General features: G+C 55.3%; 15 protein-coding genes, 1 tRNA gene and 1 riboswitch. Of the genes, 10 read left to right on the top strand and 6 right to left on the bottom strand.

Annotated elements, in window-relative coordinates; all coding sequences use genetic code 11:
- Positions 1–63 precede the first annotated feature (63 nt).
- The 7 genes from O4G22_RS09660 to O4G22_RS09630 all read left to right on the top strand — a co-directional run bounded on the left by O4G22_RS09660 (position 64) and on the right by O4G22_RS09630 (position 8,257).
- Entirely contained in the window at positions 64–801 is a 738-nt protein-coding gene (locus tag O4G22_RS09660) for a metallophosphoesterase family protein (RefSeq protein WP_094137133.1), read from the top strand.
- 173 nt (positions 802–974) lie between these two features.
- Positions 975–2,363, top strand: coding sequence for an ABC transporter permease (locus O4G22_RS09655; RefSeq protein WP_306701653.1), 1,389 nt, complete (start codon positions 975–977; stop codon positions 2,361–2,363).
- Between the two features lie 5 nt (positions 2,364–2,368).
- Positions 2,369–2,983 carry a hypothetical protein gene (locus tag O4G22_RS09650; RefSeq protein WP_306713878.1) on the top strand — a complete coding sequence of 205 codons (615 nt, stop codon included), beginning with the start codon at positions 2,369–2,371 and terminating at the stop codon, positions 2,981–2,983.
- On the top strand, positions 2,983–3,975 hold the full coding sequence (locus O4G22_RS09645) for an ABC transporter permease subunit (RefSeq protein WP_306713980.1): 993 nt from the start codon (positions 2,983–2,985) through the stop codon (positions 3,973–3,975). Before O4G22_RS09650 ends, O4G22_RS09645 begins: the two co-directional genes overlap by 1 nt.
- Before the next feature lie 24 nt (positions 3,976–3,999).
- A complete protein-coding gene (locus tag O4G22_RS09640; RefSeq protein WP_306701651.1) occupies positions 4,000–6,249 on the top strand; it encodes an extracellular solute-binding protein in 2,250 nt (749 codons plus the stop codon).
- A gap of 3 nt (positions 6,250–6,252) precedes the next feature.
- Complete coding sequence (locus O4G22_RS09635; RefSeq protein ID WP_306701650.1) at positions 6,253–7,230, top strand: ABC transporter ATP-binding protein; 978 nt, start codon at positions 6,253–6,255, stop codon at positions 7,228–7,230.
- Positions 7,231–7,249: 19 nt separating this feature from the next.
- On the top strand, positions 7,250–8,257 hold the full coding sequence (locus O4G22_RS09630; protein ID WP_306701649.1) for an ABC transporter ATP-binding protein: 1,008 nt from the start codon (positions 7,250–7,252) through the stop codon (positions 8,255–8,257).
- A gap of 138 nt (positions 8,258–8,395) precedes the next feature.
- Here O4G22_RS09630 and alr read toward each other — a convergent pair whose 3' ends face one another.
- On the bottom strand, positions 8,396–9,499 hold the full coding sequence (gene alr / locus O4G22_RS09625) for an alanine racemase (RefSeq protein WP_094137102.1): 1,104 nt from the start codon (positions 9,497–9,499) through the stop codon (positions 8,396–8,398).
- A gap of 209 nt (positions 9,500–9,708) precedes the next feature.
- Between alr and O4G22_RS09620 the strand changes: the two genes are divergently transcribed.
- The 3 genes from O4G22_RS09620 (at position 9,709) to dgt (ending at position 12,525) form a co-directional block, all read left to right on the top strand.
- A tRNA-Val gene (locus O4G22_RS09620) sits at positions 9,709–9,783 on the top strand.
- A 156-nt stretch (positions 9,784–9,939) separates the two neighbouring features.
- On the top strand, positions 9,940–10,797 hold the full coding sequence (locus O4G22_RS09615) for an EamA family transporter (protein WP_306701648.1): 858 nt from the start codon (positions 9,940–9,942) through the stop codon (positions 10,795–10,797).
- Positions 10,798–11,196: 399 nt separating this feature from the next.
- Entirely contained in the window at positions 11,197–12,525 is a 1,329-nt protein-coding gene (dgt, locus tag O4G22_RS09610) for a dGTP triphosphohydrolase (RefSeq protein ID WP_128155186.1), read from the top strand.
- Between the two features lie 133 nt (positions 12,526–12,658).
- On the opposite strand, the gene O4G22_RS09605 is transcribed toward dgt, so the two are convergent.
- From O4G22_RS09605 to thiC, 5 genes are all read right to left on the bottom strand, one after another.
- Entirely contained in the window at positions 12,659–13,612 is a 954-nt protein-coding gene (locus tag O4G22_RS09605; RefSeq protein ID WP_295979586.1) for a PDZ domain-containing protein, read from the bottom strand.
- A 254-nt stretch (positions 13,613–13,866) separates the two neighbouring features.
- Positions 13,867–14,538 carry a hypothetical protein gene (locus tag O4G22_RS09600; RefSeq protein WP_306701647.1) on the bottom strand — a complete coding sequence of 224 codons (672 nt, stop codon included), beginning with the start codon at positions 14,536–14,538 and terminating at the stop codon, positions 13,867–13,869.
- A 15-nt stretch (positions 14,539–14,553) separates the two neighbouring features.
- A complete protein-coding gene (locus O4G22_RS09595) occupies positions 14,554–15,165 on the bottom strand; it encodes an RNA polymerase sigma factor (RefSeq protein WP_295979581.1) in 612 nt (203 codons plus the stop codon).
- Between the two features lie 91 nt (positions 15,166–15,256).
- Positions 15,257–16,201 carry a thioredoxin family protein gene (locus tag O4G22_RS09590; protein ID WP_306701646.1) on the bottom strand — a complete coding sequence of 315 codons (945 nt, stop codon included), beginning with the start codon at positions 16,199–16,201 and terminating at the stop codon, positions 15,257–15,259.
- Between the two features lie 86 nt (positions 16,202–16,287).
- Complete coding sequence (gene thiC, locus O4G22_RS09585; RefSeq protein ID WP_306701645.1) at positions 16,288–18,111, bottom strand: phosphomethylpyrimidine synthase ThiC; 1,824 nt, start codon at positions 18,109–18,111, stop codon at positions 16,288–16,290.
- Positions 18,112–18,176: 65 nt separating this feature from the next.
- Positions 18,177–18,296: riboswitch (TPP riboswitch) on the bottom strand.
- Positions 18,297–18,500: the final 204 nt, after the last annotated feature.

Raw genomic sequence — 18,500 nt, 5'->3', positions numbered from 1 at the left:
TCCTGTGAGCAAACGCGCTTGGCAAAACCTGCCCAAAGTGCTATGCTCTTTGCTTGCAATACCATGAGTAGAATAGCCCTGATTAGTGACATCCATGCCAATCTGCCCGCTCTGGAAGCAGTAATGAAAGATATAGAACAGCTTCAGTGCAACGCCGTTTACTGCCTGGGAGATGTTGTGGGCTATAACGCTAATCCGTCCGAATGCCTTGAATTCATCCGCAGCCTCCAGATTCCCACCGTGCGCGGCAATCATGATGAGGAAGCCATTAGAGAAAACAATCCGGCGGGAATGAACCCTGTGGCGTACAATGCCCTGATGTGGACGCGGCAGCAACTTTCCGAAGAACAGAAAAAGTGGCTTCGCCGCGCTCCTTTCCAGCGCATTCTCCCTAATGAAATCGTTCTGGTGCACGCCACACAGGACAAACCCAACTCCTGGGCTTATGTCACGAATGTAGATACGGCCACCCACAGCGTCAATATGCTGCGTGACAATCAATTCCTGTGCTTTAACGGACACACGCACGTTCCCCGCACATTTATCCGCCATGAAGGAAGCATCCATGAATATGAATCCGGGGATATTCAGCTTCTTAAAACTAACAAATATCTGATTAATGTGGGTTCCGTGGGCCAGCCCAGAGACGGCGATCCCCGCGCCGCCTACGGCGTTTTTGACGAAGACAGCATGGTGTACTACCAGCGCCGCGTGGAATACGATGTAGAGGAGGCCCAAAGACGCATTCTGGCTGCCGGCCTTCCGGACATGCTGGCGCGCCGGCTGGGAGAAGGAATGTAATATTCCCCGCCTCTCGAAAGGCCATTCAGGAATATGAATGGGAATTTGCCGTATTTTATTGTTTCCCTTTCATCTTAAGAAGAACAGGGCCATGCTTCATGTTAGCAAAGGCTCACAAATTTGTATTGCTACTTGCCTCACCTTCCACAAACCGGTAGAGTTCAGCGCGACGAATGAAGACCTATATCATCAGACGACTCCTTCTCATGCCCTTGACGCTCCTGGGGGTTACGTTTCTCGTCTTTTGCATAACCCGTTTTGTTCCGGGAGGTCCCATTGAGCAGATGATGCAGCAGCAAAGCATGAGCGCCCTGTCCGGACAGAAAGCCGGCTCCCAGCGCGGCGACAATAACCTGAGTGAAGCGGATATGGAGCGGCTGGAAGAGCAGTACAGCCTGCAGGAGCCTATCATCACGGCTTATCTGCAATGGCTGGGCGTCCTGCCCAAAAAGATTTTCATTTCCCGTGAGGAATTTGGGGAAATCGGCGGAGCGGGAGAGGAAGACAAGGAGGATGAATATTCCGGTATTTCCGATACGCATACACGGATCAACCTGAATGAAACAGGAGAACAAGTCGTCGTCGTTCGCCAGGACAAGGATTCCGGCAGCGTGAAAGATGCTTTCTTTTCCGGCACGCCGTCCCGGAAAGCCTCTTCAGAAGGCTGGACCGTGGATATAGAATCCCCCATGGACCGCGCCGAACGCTGGGCACGCCGCATGAGGCAGACGGATAATACGGAGGCCGTCCGCGACAAGGCCCGGGGCTATGCGTGGCGGGCCGTTATGTACAAGACCAGTTTTGACGGGCTGCTCCAGGGCACTATGGGCAATTCGTTTAAGTACAATGAACCCGTATGGGACATGATCAAGGAACGCATTCCCGTTTCCCTGTACTTCGGCATCCTGAGCGCCATTATTACTTATTCCGTCTGCATTCCCCTTGGGGTAGTAAAGGCCATCCGCCATAAAAGCCTGGTGGACAACATCTCTTCCGTCCTGATTTTCCTGGGATACTCCGTGCCTGGATTTGCTTTGGGCGCCGTACTGGTGGTGTATCTGGGCGCTCGGCTGGAATGGTTTCCGCTCTGCGGGCTGACGTCTCCGGACTTTGCGGACATGGGGTTCTGGCAACAGGCCGGAGACCTGCTGCACCATACGGTGCTTCCCCTGATTTGCTATGTAGTCAGCTCCTTTGCCATCACCACCATGATGATGAAAAACAACCTGATGGATAACCTTTCCGCGGACTATATCAGGACGGCCATGGCCAAGGGCGTGAGTTTCAGAGGGGCCGTCATCAAGCATGCCTTCCGCAACTCCTTTATACCCATTGCTTCCACTCTGGGCAACCTCATCAGTCTGATTGTGGCCGGCTCCATGCTGGTGGAAAAGGTTTTCGATATCCAGGGGTTCGGGATGCTGAGTTACCAGGCTCTGATGGACAAGGATTACGCCCTGATCATGGGTACGTTGCTGCTTACCTCCTTCCTGATGGTGCTGGGCAACCTTCTCTCCGATATCATCGTGGCCGCGGTAGACCCGCGCATCAAATTTGAATAATACACATGGTTAGAAAACTGGCATACCTTTTGGTCATCCTGGCGGTGCTTACTGCCGCGGGAGAGCTGTGCGGGCTGCTCCTGCCCACGTTAAGCTGGCCCTTCACCGTCTCGCGGGAAATGAGCATGCTCAACATCGTCTGTACGGACCAAAACAACAGCGGCCTTCTGACGCCTCAAGGGAAATTCCTGTGGTTCGGCTGGGTTTGCGTGCTGGTCATGGGAGGCCTCGGTTTCTGGCTCATGCTGAAAGGCCCCCGGAGGTTCCATCCAACGCCGATCACCAAGCGCCGCCTCCAGCGTTTTAAAAGCATCTCCCGCGGCTACGTATCCCTCCTCATTTTGCTTGTATTGACGCTATTGGCCTGTATGGACCAGTGCCTGGTAGGCAAGCGTGCCCTCCTTGTCGTTCAGGACGGCTCCTGGTACTTTCCGGCCATTATGCGCAAAGTATACAAGGGTTCTACCTTTGGCCAGACCGGAGATTTTGCGGATGCGGAAGCCAACTACCGCGAACTGAAAAAACAGGCAGGCCAGCCAGGAAAACCTTCCCTCGTCATCATGCCTCTGGTTCCATACGATCCCACGGGAGATTCCACCAACCCGGTTCGGAAGCTTTGATGGTGAATGAAGACGGCCTCGTCTGCGAGCCCGGCGGCAAGCCGTATTCCGGTTTGGCCTCCCGTTTGCATAAGGATGAAGAAGCCCTTCCCCACATCAGCTACAAATTCCGCAAGGGAAAGAAAGTGGACCGGGCCACCGGCTGGCTGGAAGACAGAACGGAGGTGTACAGCGCCACATATGAAAACAACAACATTGTGGCGGAACATTACAGCGGCCCCGGCACCAAGGAAGAATTCCTGAAACAGACGGATGAACATAAAATCAGCCGTATCTTCTACCACCCCTCCCCGCCCCTCAAGGGGGGCCACCTGCTTGGCACCAATACCCAGGGGGCGGACATTCTGGCTTATCTGTACGGAGGCCTCCAGGTAAATATGAAAGCCGCACTCTTCTACCTGCCTATCGTATATTTTATCGGCATCACCTTTGGAATGATGATGGGATACTTCGGCGGCATGTTTGACCTCGGCATGCAGCGCCTCATTGAAATCTTCTCCCAGGTTCCCTTCCTTTTCATCATCATGATTATTTCAGATATGGTTCCCCTTCACATGAAAGGCATGTTCCTGATCATCAGCCTTCTCATCATGTTCGGGTGGATGTCCATGACCTACCAGCTCAGAACCTCCACCATGAAGGAAAAAGCGCGCGACTACGTAGCGGCGGCCCGCGTGCTTGGGGCTTCCACCAGCCGTATTCTTTTCGTCCATATCCTGCCCAACCTGGTCGCCATTCTGGTCACTCTGGTTCCGTTCAGCGTTTCCGCCCTCATTTTGGCTCTGGCTTCCCTGGATTATCTGGGCTTCGGCCTTCCTGACACATACGCCAGCTGGGGGCGCCTGCTCAATGACGGACTGGCGGATCTTTCTGCCAGCTGGGTGGTCACCTCCGCCTTTTCCGCCCTGGTGATTACCCTCCTGCTCGTCACCTTTATCGGAGAGGCTGTCCGCGAAGCCTTTGACCCTAAAAAATTCACTACTTATAAATAAAAGACTCCTGTTTTGCCATTCCCTATGCTCAAGCTGTCCACCATCTTCCGCTCCATCCTTTCTTCCGTGATGCTGTCTCTTTTGCTGACAGCCGGAGCCGGTTGCAAGGATTCCTCCCAATCCCAGGGGGCAGGCTGGCAGCCAAACGTGCCTTTCGGCACGCTCCCTCCGGGATTTGATTCCTTCCCGGAACGATGGAACAAACAGATCAATGACCGCCTGGCCCGTGAGGAAGCCGCCAAGCAAAAGGAAATACGGGAACTCCGGGACAAATTTTTCAAGGAGGAAGATTCTAAAGTCAGGGAAAAACTGCAAAGCAAACTTATTGCGGATGAAGCAGCCCTGTCCGTCATTCACCGCAGGCAGACGGAAGGCGACTACATTAAATTCAAAACCCCGGCGGACATTCCCCAAGACCTGAAATGGGAAGATGGACTGGACAATCCGGAGATAGGAGATCCGAATGCCAAAAAAGGAGGCGTGCTGCGCCAGTGGGCCCCCGGCTCCTATCCGGACACATTCCGGCCCAACGGCCCGAACAGCAACAGCGGCTTCCGCGGCCCCCTGTATGATGAAATCATCATCGGCCTCGTTTCCATCCATCCGGTTACGGGAAAAATCATTCCGGGAATCGCTCATAAATGGGCGGAATCCCCAGACAGGCGCACTGTTTACTTTGAACTGGATCCGGATGCCCGCTATACGGACGGAGCCAAGGTAAAGGCCATCGACCTCCTGGTGAACATGTACATCCGCACTTCGGAATACAGTCGGGATGTGTTCTATAACAACTTTTTCTACCAGAACGCTTCCAACATCACCATTTACGACGACAGCCGCTTTTCAATCACGCTCCCCTTCGCCAAACCTCTGCTCCCGTACTACTGCACGCTGTTCATTCCTTCCCCTCCGCACTTTTACTGCGAGTTCGGCCCCAACTACGTGGAACGCTACCAGTGGCGCGTACCGCCTACCACGGGCGCTTACGTTGTCAAGCCGGACGGCATCATCCGCGGCCGTCAGGTAACGCTCCAACGCGTGGCGGACTGGTGGGCCAGGGACAAAAAATTCACGAAATACATGTATAATGTGGATCAAATCGTGTACAACTTCATTGCGGAACCTTCCAAGGCCATCGAACTCTTCCGCATCGGAGAGCTGGACGTTTTGAACATCACCAAACCGGAACTGTGGCACGAACGCATGGAAATACCGGAGGTTCACAACGGCTACATCAACCGCAGCACATTTTACACCATTTACCCCCGCCCTCCTTACGGAGTCTTTCTGAATACCTCCAAGGCCCCCTTCAATGACCTCCATGTTCGCCGGGGGTTCCAGCACGCGCTTAATATCCAGAACATTATTGACATTACCTTCCGCGGAGACTACCAGCGGCTCAATTCCTACAATTCAGGTTTCGGCAAATTCACCAACCCTTATATCAAGGCGCGCCCCTATTCCCCGGAACAGGCCCGCGCTTATTTCGCCAAGGCGGGCTACACCATCCCCTGCCCGGACGGCATCCTCCGCAAGCCGGACGGCACCCGGCTCACCGCAGCCATCACCTTCCCCAATTCGTCTCCTTCCCTGGCTTCCACCCTGGGCAAGCTGAAGGAAGACGCGCGCAAGTGCGGCCTGGAAATCCAGCTTGACCCTCTGGACTCCACCGTAGCTTTCCGCAAAATCATGGAAAAACGCGCCCAGGCCTCCTTTATGGCATGGGGATTCACTCCCCCCCATCCGATGAACGAGCAGGGATTCCACTCCCGGTACGCCTATGACGAACGTGGAGGCCTTCTTACCTATACCAACAACATCTGCGCTTACGCGGACAAGGAAATGGACAAGCTGCTGGACGCAGAAACAAATGCCGCCACGGAAGACGAACTCCAAAAAGCCACGTGGAAAGTGCAGCAGAAAATTGATGACGAAGCCCTGTGGGTTCCCTGCTGGACCACGGAATTCATCAGGCTGGGCTACTGGCGCTGGGTCAAATGGCCGAACAGCGCGACTACGCAATTCTGCCACCCCGTCGTATTTGACCCCATGGAAAGTTATCTGTACTGGGTGGATAACGATATTAAAAAGGAGACGCTGGACGCCAAGCGGGAAGGAAAAACATTCGAGGAAGTGGATGCCGTGTATGACCAGTACCGCTACATGGACTCCATTGAAAGCCTGGATAACAAAAATGGCAGCGGCAGGCTGCCGTCTGTTCCTGTCATCCCGGAAAACGGCGCCCTTCTGGAACCTTCTGCTACGGAAAAATAACACATGAGCGATCCCCTGTTGGAAATCAAGAACCTGGTCACCGGCTTCGAAACGGAATCCGGCCTGTTGAAAGCGGTGGACGGCGTCAGCTTCACCGTCCCCAAAGGCACCTGCGTAGGCATCGTGGGGGAATCAGGCTGCGGAAAAAGCGTTACAGCCATGTCCATCGTCCGGCTGCTACCCCAGCCCATGGGGAAAATTCTGGACGGGCAAATTCTGTTCAAGGGCCGCGACCTGGTTCAGGCAAAAGAGACGGACATGCACGGCATCCGCGGCCGCCATATCGGCGTCATTTTCCAGGAACCAATGACGGCGCTCAATCCCGTACACAGCATCGGCAGGCAAATTGGGGAATCCCTGATGCTCCACCGGGGAATGAACACCAGGGAAGCCCGGGATGCAGCCATCCAGCTCCTGCAGCGCGTCCGCATCCCCGCTCCGGAACAGCGTGTGGACGAATTTCCTCATCAGCTCTCCGGCGGCATGCGCCAGCGCGTCGTCATAGCCATTGCCCTGGCCTGCCATCCGGAACTCATCATTGCGGATGAACCGACCACGGCCCTGGATGTCACCGTTCAGGCTCAAATCCTCTCCCTACTCAAGGATCTTCAGGCGGAAATGGGGTCATCCTCCATCCTCATTACACATGACCTGGGCGTCATCGCACAAAGCTGTGACTCCGTAGTCGTCATGTACGCTGGCCGCGTGGTGGAAAAGGCCCCTGTCCGGGAACTTTTTGCCAACCCTCGCCATGCTTACACCAAGGGACTGCTGGCCTCCATCCCTCAGCTAAGTTCCGTGCGGAAAACCAAACTGCCCACCATTCCCGGCCAGGTGGCCTCCATTGCGGATTTCGTTCCCGGATGCCGCTTCTGCCAAAGGCAGGGCGTGCCCGCGGAAGAACTTACGGAACGCCCTCCCCTCGTGGAAATATCCCCGGACCACTTCGTGGAAGCCTGCCCCCGCTGCACTAACCTTTAACTTCTTTTTTCTCCCAGCCATGCCGGAACCACTCTTGCAAGTAAACAATTTGAAGATGTACTTTCCCGTCCGCTCCGGAATCTTCCTGCGGCAAGCGGGATGGGTCAAGGCTGTGGACGACGTTTCCTTCCATATTTACCCGGGGGAAACGCTGGGCCTGGTGGGGGAATCCGGCTGCGGAAAATCCACCATCGGCAAAAGCATTGTCCGCCTGCTGAAACCCACCGGGGGCTCCATCCGGTTCAACGGCAACAATATCGCCAGACTTTCCCAGCGCAAAATGAGGCCTCTGCGCCCGCACATCCAGATGGTTTTCCAGGATCCTGCGGAATCCCTCAATCAGCGGCAGTCCATCGGTCAAATCGTAGCGGAACCCTTCGTCATCCACCGCATGGGCACACCCGCCGCGCGCCGGGAATGGGTGCGCGGCCTGCTGGACCGCGTAGGATTGCCGGACAGCGCTATTGACCGCTTCCCCTTTGAATTCTCAGGCGGGCAACGCCAGCGCATCGGCATCGCCCGCGCCCTGACATTGAATCCCAGCCTCATTATTCTGGACGAACCTGTTTCCGCCCTTGACGTATCCGTCCAGTCCCAGGTTCTCAACCTGCTGCTGGAGCTTCAGGAGGAACGCAAGCTCTCTTACCTGTTCATTGCCCATGATCTGGCGGTCGTCAAACACATCTCCGACCGCGTGGCAGTCATGTATCTGGGTAAAATCGTGGAAATGTCAGATGCGGAAACCATCTACCAAGCCCCCAAACACGCTTACACCAAGGCTCTTCTGGACGCTATTCCGGAACCGGACCCTGCCAGGGCCAACAAGCACCAGCCCCTGCCGGGAGACGTTCCCTCCCCCATCAATCCTCCGCTCGGTTCTGCTTTCGGCCACCGCATCCAGCACCCCTCCTATCCGGAGACGGTGGGCGCGGACCTTACCCCTGTGGAAATAGAACCGGGCCACTGGGTAGCCCCTGATCCCTGCGCTCTGGAGCCGGAAGACTGGAATAGGATCCGCCAGCGGTAAAAGTACGGTAAAACGTTTATCCGTGCCCGCCGGGGAAAAATATATCCGCAAACAAACCCCCTGATTTTCTCCGGGTGGCGGGCAACAGCTCCCAATCGCCTGGCATCCGCACCGTTTCAGCTGACAGCCGGCATCCTCCTACACGTAAATCCGGGGCACGCGGGCGCTGATGCTGGTCAGTACGTTGCTGGGAATGGTATTGGCGCGGCGCGTCAACTCCTCCCAGCTTACATTTGGCCCCATGATTTCCACCAGGTCTCCGGTCTCCACATGGTCCATATAGGTAACGTCCACCATGATCTGGTCCATCGTCACACGGCCCAAAACAGGACAGTACTGGCCATTGATATACACCCTCGCTCCCTGGTTGGACAGGTATTGAAGATAGCCGTCCGCATAGCCGATGCCGATAGTGGCCACCTTCGTGCTCCCCTTCGTTATATAACAGTGGTTGTAGGAAACGCCGTGATTTCCCGGCAGCGTGCGTATCAGAGTAATGCGGCTGTACAGGGTCATGGTAGGCCGCAGCTCCTTATTATAGGGAGACGGCATGGGGGAATACCCGTACAGGATTCTGCCCAGCCTCACCATGTTGGCGCAGGGAACCTTGTAATTAAACACAGCGGCGCTGCTGCACAGGTGCCGGAACCTGTACCGGTGGCCTTGGGAAAGTTCGTTTACGGCCTCCGTAAAGCCGCTGATCTGCCCGTGGGTGAAGGAAATATCGTCGGAAGCTGCGGATAAATGGGAAAACACGCCCTCCAGATCCAGATAACTGAACTGTTTGAGTTTATCCGTCAGGCCGTGCAATTCGCTCGGTAAAAAACCGCTGCGCCCCATGCCGGTATCCACGCCCAAATGAACATGGACGGTTTTGCCGTAAAGGGCGCCCAGGGAATTGAAATGCTCCGCCTCTTCCAGGCTGGAAAGAGCGGCGCGCCAGCCGTTCTGCACAATTTCCTCCCGCTCCCCCGCAAAACAGGGGCCGAGAATAAACGGGCATGTTGTTGCCCCGGCATCCCTCACCCGGCAGGCCTCCGCCACCGTGGCAACGCCAAAAAAAGCGCAATCTTCGCCATCCAAGGCCTTCACCACCCCTTCCAGACCGTGCCCATAAGCCTCCGCCTTAACAATAGCCATCAGACGGTGATCCGGCATGACGCGACGGACGACATTCAAATTGTGTCTCAGCGCATTCGTATCAATCTGGGCCCATGCTCTGGGAGGGCTTGTGCAACTCATGCCCGGAGTGTAGGAAGACGGTTGATGCTGTACAAGCCGGAATTAAGCCACCTTTCCACTTTTCCAAACGTTCCTCGAAGAAGACAGTACGCCGGTCATTCCTCCGGGAACTTGTTGACGGCGGAAAAGCGAAATCCTTTTTCACCCGATTTCAAAAAACTCCTTGCCAATCCCCGGCACGAACGATATATTCCCTCCGCACTGCAAATGCGCGGTTAGCTCAGTGGTAGAGCACATGCTTCACACGCATGGGGTCACTGGTTCGAAACCAGTACCGCGTACCATTTTCCTAAACACCCCGGAATTCAATATTCCGGGGTGTTTTTATGTTTAGGAGCATTATCTCACCCCGTTTTTTGGGTAATCTTGCATGTCCCCGACTATGTGCTCTGCGCCGTGGGCATTGACTTGGTTTTCCTTTCTCCGTATGCTCCGCCCGCATGTCTGCGTTGCTGCTCACGTCTTTCATCTGGGCGTTGTCATTCGGACTTTTGGGAAACTGCCTGTCCGGCCTCCCTGCCAGCTTTGTCGCGATGGCGCGCATGGCCGGCTCGCTTGCCGTTTTCCTCCCCTTCGTCCGGAGGGTTCCTTTCAGTCATGCCTTGGTGATGATGGGCATAGGCGCCGTCCAGTTCGGAGGAATGTATCTTTGCTATATCGCGGCCTTTCACTATCTGCCTTCCCACCAGGTTGCCCTTTTTACAGCCACCACGCCGATTTATGTGGTTCTGATTAACGGTCTGATGAAAAAACAGCTTCCGCCGCTCCATCTGGCGGCGGCTATTCTTGCGGCCATAGGAGGAGCGGGCATCCTTTGGAAAGGATATTCCGCCGGTAACGGGGTGTTTACAGGAATTGTTCTTGTCCAGCTTTCCAATCTCTGCTTCGCGGCAGGTCAAATAGCCTACATTTCCTTGAAAAATTCCCGGTTCGGGAGAAGTGAAGCTTCCTGCTTCGCCTATGCCTATGCAGGCGCTCTGCTGGTCACGTTACCCTCCGGCCTGCCGTCAGGGTTGTCCTGCTGGCAGGGGATTTCCGCCGTGCAATGGTGGCTGCTGGCCTATTTGGGGATCATCGCTTCAGGAGTCTGTTTTTTCCTCTGGAATTACGGCGCTCGGCGGGTAACTCCCGTGAAGCTGGCGGTTATGAACAATCTTAAAATTCCCCTGGCGGCCCTGACTTCCCTTCTTCTGTTCAGGGAGCATCCCAACATGTTCCTGCTGTTCATCGGCTGCCTGCTTATCCTGTCCTCTTTCCTGATCGCCCCCATCCCCTTCAAAAAAACTGCGCAGGAATAAATTCCAGACGCCTATATTCCGGACCGCATGCCCGATTCAGCCCAGCCCCGGGAAAAGCATAACACATCACATCCGTTCCATTTTAACGGAAAATTCAAGGAGCAGGTCTTTTCAGGCAGTGCTTTTCCCCCTTCATATTCAAACGCGGCTCCCATTTTCCTCCATTTTTGTGCTGCTTGCCGCCGCCCGGCGGCCGGAGAACGCGACATGTTACGCCAGATTCACCAAAAAAAACTGCGCGCCCGGCACACGCTGCCCACGCTCCTGATTGCGGACGCGCGCATTGACACGGACGGCAAGGCGCTCCTGCAATTGGAGCGGGACTGACGCTGACCTATTGAATGCCCTCTCTATTTTCTTCTGTTCCAGCCGGGCATTCCCCTGTAGCATTTCTTTACCATGTCAGGGATGATGAATTGGCAGCAGCTTTTGTCGGACGCGCGCTGGGGGTCCAGGCATCGGAGCACGGCGTCTCCGCAGAAAAACCGCAGCAATTATGACCGGGATTACGGCCGCATTCTGTTTTCCAGCGCGTTCCGCCGCCTTCAGGACAAGACACAGGTTTTTCCCCTAGGCCGCAATGATTACGTCCGCACCCGCCTGACCCACAGCCTGGAGGTAGCCCACATCGGTTCCTCCCTCGGCATGCTGGCGGGGGAGTGGCTGGCCCAAAAGGGTTCCCTGCCTGCTCCTATCATGCCTTCCGATGTTGCCACCATTGTTTCTACCGCCTGCCTGGCCCATGACATCGGCAATCCGCCCTTCGGCCATTCCGGAGAAGACGCCATTGAAACCGCCCTGAAACGGCACGGCCTGGAGCTGCCTTTTGAAGGTAATGCCCAGGGATTCCGCATCCTGACACGTACAGGTGATCCGATGGAGGGCAGCGGCCTGAAACTGACGGCAGCCGTTTTGGGTGCCTTTATGAAATATCCCTGTACGCAATCCTATTCCGCCGCCGTCAAGAAAGGCAGCATAGTTGCGGCCAACAAACTTGAATGCAAAAAATTCGGCATCGGGGAACAGGAAAGGGAAGCGGCTTCTTTCATGGCTGGCCATCTGGGTCTGATCCCGCGTTCCACACCTGATGCAGCCCATCTTTGCTGGAGCCGCCATCCCCTGGCGTATTTAATGGAGGCTGCGGATGATATTTGTTACCGCATCGCGGATATTGAGGACGGGTACTTTTCCGGCCTTCTGGATTTTGCTCCCACCAGGGATTTATTCAGTCCTTTCCTGACGGAATCCCAGCTCCGTTATGTCCGGGAGCTGGAAGAAAAGAAGGAAAAAGATTCCTGCATCCATTACATGCGCGCGATCGCCATCGGAAAAAGCATTCAATCCGCTGTGGACAGTTTCGTGAACCACGAGGAAGATCTGCTGCAAGGAAGGATGGAACAATCCCTGATAGACAGCTCGGAATTGTCCGCCCCGCTGAACGGCCTGTACCAGTACGCCATCAAGAATGTGTACCGCGCCAGGGAGGTTATTGAGGTGGAAGCCATGGGGTACAAGGTTCTGGGCGAATTGATCGACTTCTTTATGGAATGGGTGAACCATCCGTCCTCCGGACAATCCCAAAAAATCGCCATCATGCTTCAGGGCACCGACGTGCCCCAAAATAACGGAGGGGAGGCTGCGCGCCTGGCGCATATGCTTGATTATATTTCCGGCATGACGGATTCCTTTGCCCTGGAGACTTACCGGAAGTTGACCGGAATTCTGTAGCTCCTTCCGGCAAGCCGGCTTGTGGCCGGATTGCAGAATTCCCCTCCCTTTCACTGAATAAAAAAGCTGCCCCATACGGGGCAGCTGCCGTTAATTCCATGAATCCGGATTTCCCCGCTATTTCATGAAATCGTTAAAAGCAGAAATTGGTTTCTATGTTTTTCAAACGTTCCCTGACGGCTTCCGGTACAGCGGCTTTTTCCTCCTGCGTATTGTAGGGACCGGAATACAGAACTTTCCCTGCGGAGTCCGTCACATGAACTGTGGTTCCCGTCCGGGAATTGGAAGAAACCACGATAGTCCCGTTGGCATCCGACATCCGGACGGAAGACGTGCTCTGGCCTCCTCCGGAGACCTTGCCCATGGGAGGCATAGGCATTTGGTGAAGGCCCTGCAAGCTCCGAAGCATCTGCGCCGCGCCGGGAGTCAGGTTCATCCGGCCGATGATGTCGTCCATCCGGGAATCATCCATGGCGGAATCTCCCAAAAACTCATCCATCATCTGCTGAATATCCAGAATACGCTGAGAAAGATGAGGCCGTGCAGACATTCCGGAAAAAGGCGCCGCCTGACGCCGAACGGAGGGAACTGCGTGCGGCTGCGTGCGGGGATCCCCCTGAGCCGCCAATATTTCTTCAGCGGAAAGCGTTCCCCCATCCAGGGTAATTTCAGCAGTCTCCCGCTTTCCTTTCCGGTAGAATACCGCTGTAATCCTGTCTCCGGGAGCCTTTTCAGACAGGGCTTCCGTCACGGATTGCGGACCGGACAGGGAAACATCCCCCAGCTTGACGATGACGTCATTTTCCAGAAGCCCGGCCCTGGCCGCGGGGCTGTCCGGCATCACTTTGGTCACCAGCACTCCGGGGAATCCGCTCAGTTCCAGCTGGGCAACAAGCGCTTGAGGCACCGTGCCCGGAACAATTCCCAGTCTGGCCGGTTTGGAAGAGGGGAGAGGCCTGACCTGATGCGTGTATGGCGTCAGAGGAGGCGGCTGAAGGTTATCCGTACTTCCTGCGGGCCGGTCAATGGAATATCCGGAGCCCGAACCTGCCAGCAATCCCAATGTCAGAAAGATACAGGGTTTCATATCCATGTGGGATAATATACAACATCTGTCCATACAATGTTCAAAATTCGTGCATTTTTTCTTCCTTCCCACGCCGCAGAATATCGGAGAATACCATATCTCCAAAATAAAAGATTCTCCCCTTGGGATAAAACCGCTGATTTTCCGGCTTCTTATCACCATGACGCCAGCCGGGCTTCTTTCCTCCCTACCAAGAAAAACCTGAAGGCCGCAACAGATCGCCCATTCCGGCGAGATGCATGCACCGCACTTTCTTAGTATTCCTTTTCAGGAAGAATCCTGCGGATAACGGCAGGAGCAATCACAGGCACACGCTCATCCCCTCCCTGCAGTTCAAAAATGGTGGGCATCCGGAGCAATTCCCGCTTTTCACCGGGAATTACAGGCGTTTCAGCCTTTTCCGTGGAGGCTTCCCCGGCATTTCCGGCAGCCACCGTTCCGCCGGAAGGCGCCAGTGCATGTTGAACCAGCATGACAGCCCCCACAGCGGCAGCCGCAGAAATGCCGGAAATACAGGCAAAACGCCGCCACAGGGAGATGTTCAACGCTTTTTCCCGTTTCTCATCACTGGCGCAATTCATGGCTTGCGCCATTTTACAGACGGAAAATTCCAGCATGGAAGAAGCGGAAAGCCTTTTCAACCGGGTTTCCATCTCATGTTCGGATTCCGCGCACATCAGGGCACAGCACTGCTCCCTGAACAGGACTCTTGCCGGAGAGGGCTGAAGACGTTTCAAGAGGGATTCCATCTCATGAATTTCATCATCGGAGATTTCATCGCGGCGGAAACGGTTGTTCAAAGGGAAGATTTCCTCACACTTTCCGGCCAGCCGGGAAATCAGTTCATCAGATACGGGAAGGGGCTGCAGGGCGGCAGTACCGCCGCCTTCCTCCCCTGCGGCAGATGATGTTGTCTCATGTTTCATAAGGGCGGAACGGCGTTAGAATTGATTCTTTTTATTTCTTAAAGCCCTGCGGAGCAAGTCAATCCCGTAACGGTACCGGCTCGCCGCCGTATTCTGTGAGATTTCCAGCGTTTCCGCAATTTGCTGAAAAGTTTGCTCTCCCCATATTTTCAGGACAATGACTTCAGAGAACTTGGGAGGGAGCTTCCTGAGCTGCGTTTCCATGAATTGTTTGAGTTCCTCATCCGCCGCAGCGCTGGAAAACCAGGGGTCCGCATAAACATCCTCATCCTGTTCAGCGGCGCAGGCCTCATCTTCCCTTTTCTGACGGCGGTCGGATTTGCGGCCATAATCCACCGCCAGACGCCGGATGGAGGCAAAGACATAGGAGAGCCACGCCTCCTGCCCTCCCACAAATTCCCCGGAGGCCTCCTTGCGCGCCAGGCGTATCAGGGCATCCTGAAGTATGTCCTCCGCATCTTCCGGTGAGCGGGACTGCTGGCGGGCAAACAACAGCAACTGGGCAGCATGTTCCCGCAGCCACTCATCCCAACTCAGCAAATGGCTGCTTTCTCCCTCGATCACCTCCTCTTTTCTGACATAGGCCGGCGTATTCATTTCTGCATATTCGTTCCCTTCATCAGCCATAGCGCAACAGCCCCATTTTTTTGTTTAAAATAAAAAACGGAAAGGCATGGCAGCCTCCCGCAGAAGGCCGCCATGCCTTTCCGGACAACTTCTACTTCTCCTGATTGACAAATTTCCGCATGTTTTCAATCCATGGTTCCAGCTTTTTGGCCGCCTGTGATTCCGGATCGGCATCCCGGGCAATTTTCAAGTATTCCAGAACCTTGGGGAAATTACGTTCCAAGGCATACCCATCGCTGATATATTTGGCGATTTCCAGACGAATCGGAGGGAGCATGTCTTTATTTTCCAGCATATTCAATGCTTCCTTACGGGCGGCGAGCATATCTGCCGCAGAGAATTTTCCCGAATATTTCCGGCAGAATTGCTCCCACATAAGCCGTTGCTTCTCCATGGTTGCAGCCTTTTCAGACTTCCCCGAGAATCCGTATTTATCTTCCGGGTCCAAGACGGAAATTTCTGCAATCAACTCCTTCTGAAAAGGCTGCAAATCTTCCGGAAGCACGTTCAGGGCCTTAACAAGCTGCTCCAGTTTTTCCTTTCCTTTCAGCGGCAGGGCCGCCGCCACAGCCTCTTTCAACTTCTTCCTCGTTTCTCCGGCAGCCTCCAGTTTCTTCAGATATTCCTCCGGCGTCCTGGTCGCACTCATTATTTTAGCATAAGGAGCGCCATTCCCTTCCATCAGCAAAACAGTCGGGAATGAGGAAACGCCGTAACGGCGCATCAGATCTTCATGGAATTTAAGCTGTTCCGGAGGCATTTTCCCGGCGGTCTTGGGAAAATCCAGCTCCAGCAGCACGAATTGATGATCCGCCGCATATTTGGCGAACGCATCCGTGTCAAAAATATTCTTGCGCAGATAAATACATCCGGGGCACCAGTCGGAACCGGTAAAGTCAACCAGTACCGGCTGTCCGCTCTTTCCGGCTTTCTCCAACGCCTTATTCCAATCAGTCTCCCAGGAGGAAGACGCGGAACAAATCAAAGCGGAGGCCAAGGAAAGAACGCCAATTGCAGAAAAAAATGAACTTCTCATGTTAACCGCACTATAGCATTATCCCTGCGCGTGTCATTCTTTTTTAAGAAGAACCGGCTTCATCAGAAACTCCTGAACAAAGACGCCTACTGTTGCGAGCGGCGGCGGACATCCTGGCTCAGGCGCATGGCGCAAAAATCCGGACCGCACATGGAACAGAAATGGGCTTTTTTGGCGTTGGCATGAGGAAGCGTCAGGTCATGGAAGGAACGCGCCTTTTGCGGATCCAGAGAAAGATTGAATTGATCCTCCCAGCGGAATTCAAACCTGGCCTGGGCCAAAGCGTTGTCCCTCCATTGCGCGGATGGATGCCCCTTCGCCAGGTCTGCGGCGTGGGCCGCCAGCTTGTAGGTGACCACGCCTTCCCTTACGTCTTCCCTGTCCGGAAGCCCCAGATGCTCTTTTCTGGTTACATAGCAAAGCATGGCGCAGCCGAGCTGGCCGATAATCGCCCCCCCGATAGCTCCGGTAATATGGTCGTAACCGGGGGCGATGTCCGTTACCAGCGGCCCCAGCGTATAAAAGGGCGCTTCCATGCACCATTCCAGCTGCTTGCTCATGTTTTCTCCAATAAGATGCATGGGAACGTGGCCGGGGCCTTCATTCATGACCTGCACGCCCGCCTTCCATGCGCGCATGGTCAAATCCCCCTGCACTTCCAGCTCCGCCAGCTGGGCGAAGTCGTTGGCGTCCGCCACGGAACCGGGCCGCAGGCCGTCCCCGATGGAGACGGCAATGTCGTAAGCCGCCAGAATGGAACAAATTTCATCCCAGTGGGAATAAAGGAAATTTTCCTGTTCGTGGATCATGCTCCACTGCGCCATGATGGAACCGCCGCGGGAAACGATGCCCGTCATGCGCCGTGCCGTATGGTTCACGAACCTGAGCAGAAGGGCGGCGTGCACCGTCACATAGTCCACACCCTGGCGGGCCTGCTCAAGCAGGGTATCGCGGAAAACCTCCCAACTCAGGTCAGCCACCTTTCCTCCCACCTTTTCCAGAGCCTGATAAATGGGTACAGTCCCGATGGGAACAGGGGAGTTTCTTAAAATCCATTCCCTCGTCGCGTGGATATTCTTCCCGGTGGACAGGTCCATGACGGTATCCGCCCCCCAGTGAATGGCCCAGCGCAGCTTTTCCACCTCCTCCTCAATGCTGGACCCCAGCGCGGAGTTGCCTATGTTGGCGTTGATTTTTACCAGGAAATTGCGGCCGATGGCCATCGGTTCACATTCCGGATGATTGATGTTGGCGGGAATCAGCGCACGGCCCGAGGCAATTTCATCCCTAACGAATTCAGGCGTAAAGTAAGCTGGCATGCGGCAGCCCTTCCGACGTTCCGGGGCATGCTGGTGATCCAGCCGGTCGCGGGCCACCATGCTGGACGGCCCAAATCCTTCCTGCGCCTCCAATTCGGACGGCCTCGGCATCATGGTAAGCGTTTCCAGGGCTTCCGCAGCCCTGTCCGGGCGGCTTTTGGCGTTCGGATAGCGGTCGTATATCGCCTTGAAAACCTGTTCCCTGCCCAAATTTTCCCGGATGGCGACAAATTCCATTTCCGGCGTAACAACGCCCTGTTGAGCGTAATAACGCTGTGTCACAGGCGTTTCCCCCGCGGCACGCAGGGAGCGCTCCTGCCCCTCATCCTCTTTCACATCCCCGCGGGCCCGTATCCAGGCGGCACGCAGGGGGGGAAGCCCGTTCTCTGCAGTCCCTTCATACGCAGCGTCCCCCCAGGGGCCGGAGCAATCGTACACGCGCACCGGGTCATTAGGATGGGAGGTGCCGTCGGGCAGCAAGGTATCGCTCAAAAGGATTTCCCTCATGGGAACCCGGACATCCGGGTACAGACGGCCCGGAACATAAATGCGGCGGGAACCGGGATAGGACAAATTGGAGGTATCGTTCATGGGATGAGTGCTGTTCTGTTCCGGCAGGGGAACAGCGGAAACGAAACCTCCCCGAAAAACGGGACAAGCCCGTTCCATCGAACTCCCTGCGGCGGAATTATTCGCATCAGGTTTGAAGGGTTCTGCGGAAACAGCATGCCGTTCCCGCAATCTCAGCCTTTATTTGGGCACCCCTGCCGAACTGGAAAAAGAATAACATGGACTTTCTCTCCATCCAAGCGTTTTCCAGCCCGGCGTGGTGAAACCGGAGCGCCAAAGGGACGGACGCCATTCCTCCCGGAAATCAACACGGGGAAGCCCCCCTCCCTCCGGGGGAACGTTCCTTCTGGCACGCGTCAATCCAGTTGAATCGATCTTCCGGAAGGCATTCCGCCCCCCCTGACAATCCC

This window comes from Akkermansia muciniphila (assembly GCF_030848305.1).
GTDB lineage: Bacteria > Verrucomicrobiota > Verrucomicrobiia > Verrucomicrobiales > Akkermansiaceae > Akkermansia > Akkermansia muciniphila_A.
Note: the sequence above shows the minus strand (reverse complement) of the source record. Positions and strands in the feature narration are given on the sequence as shown.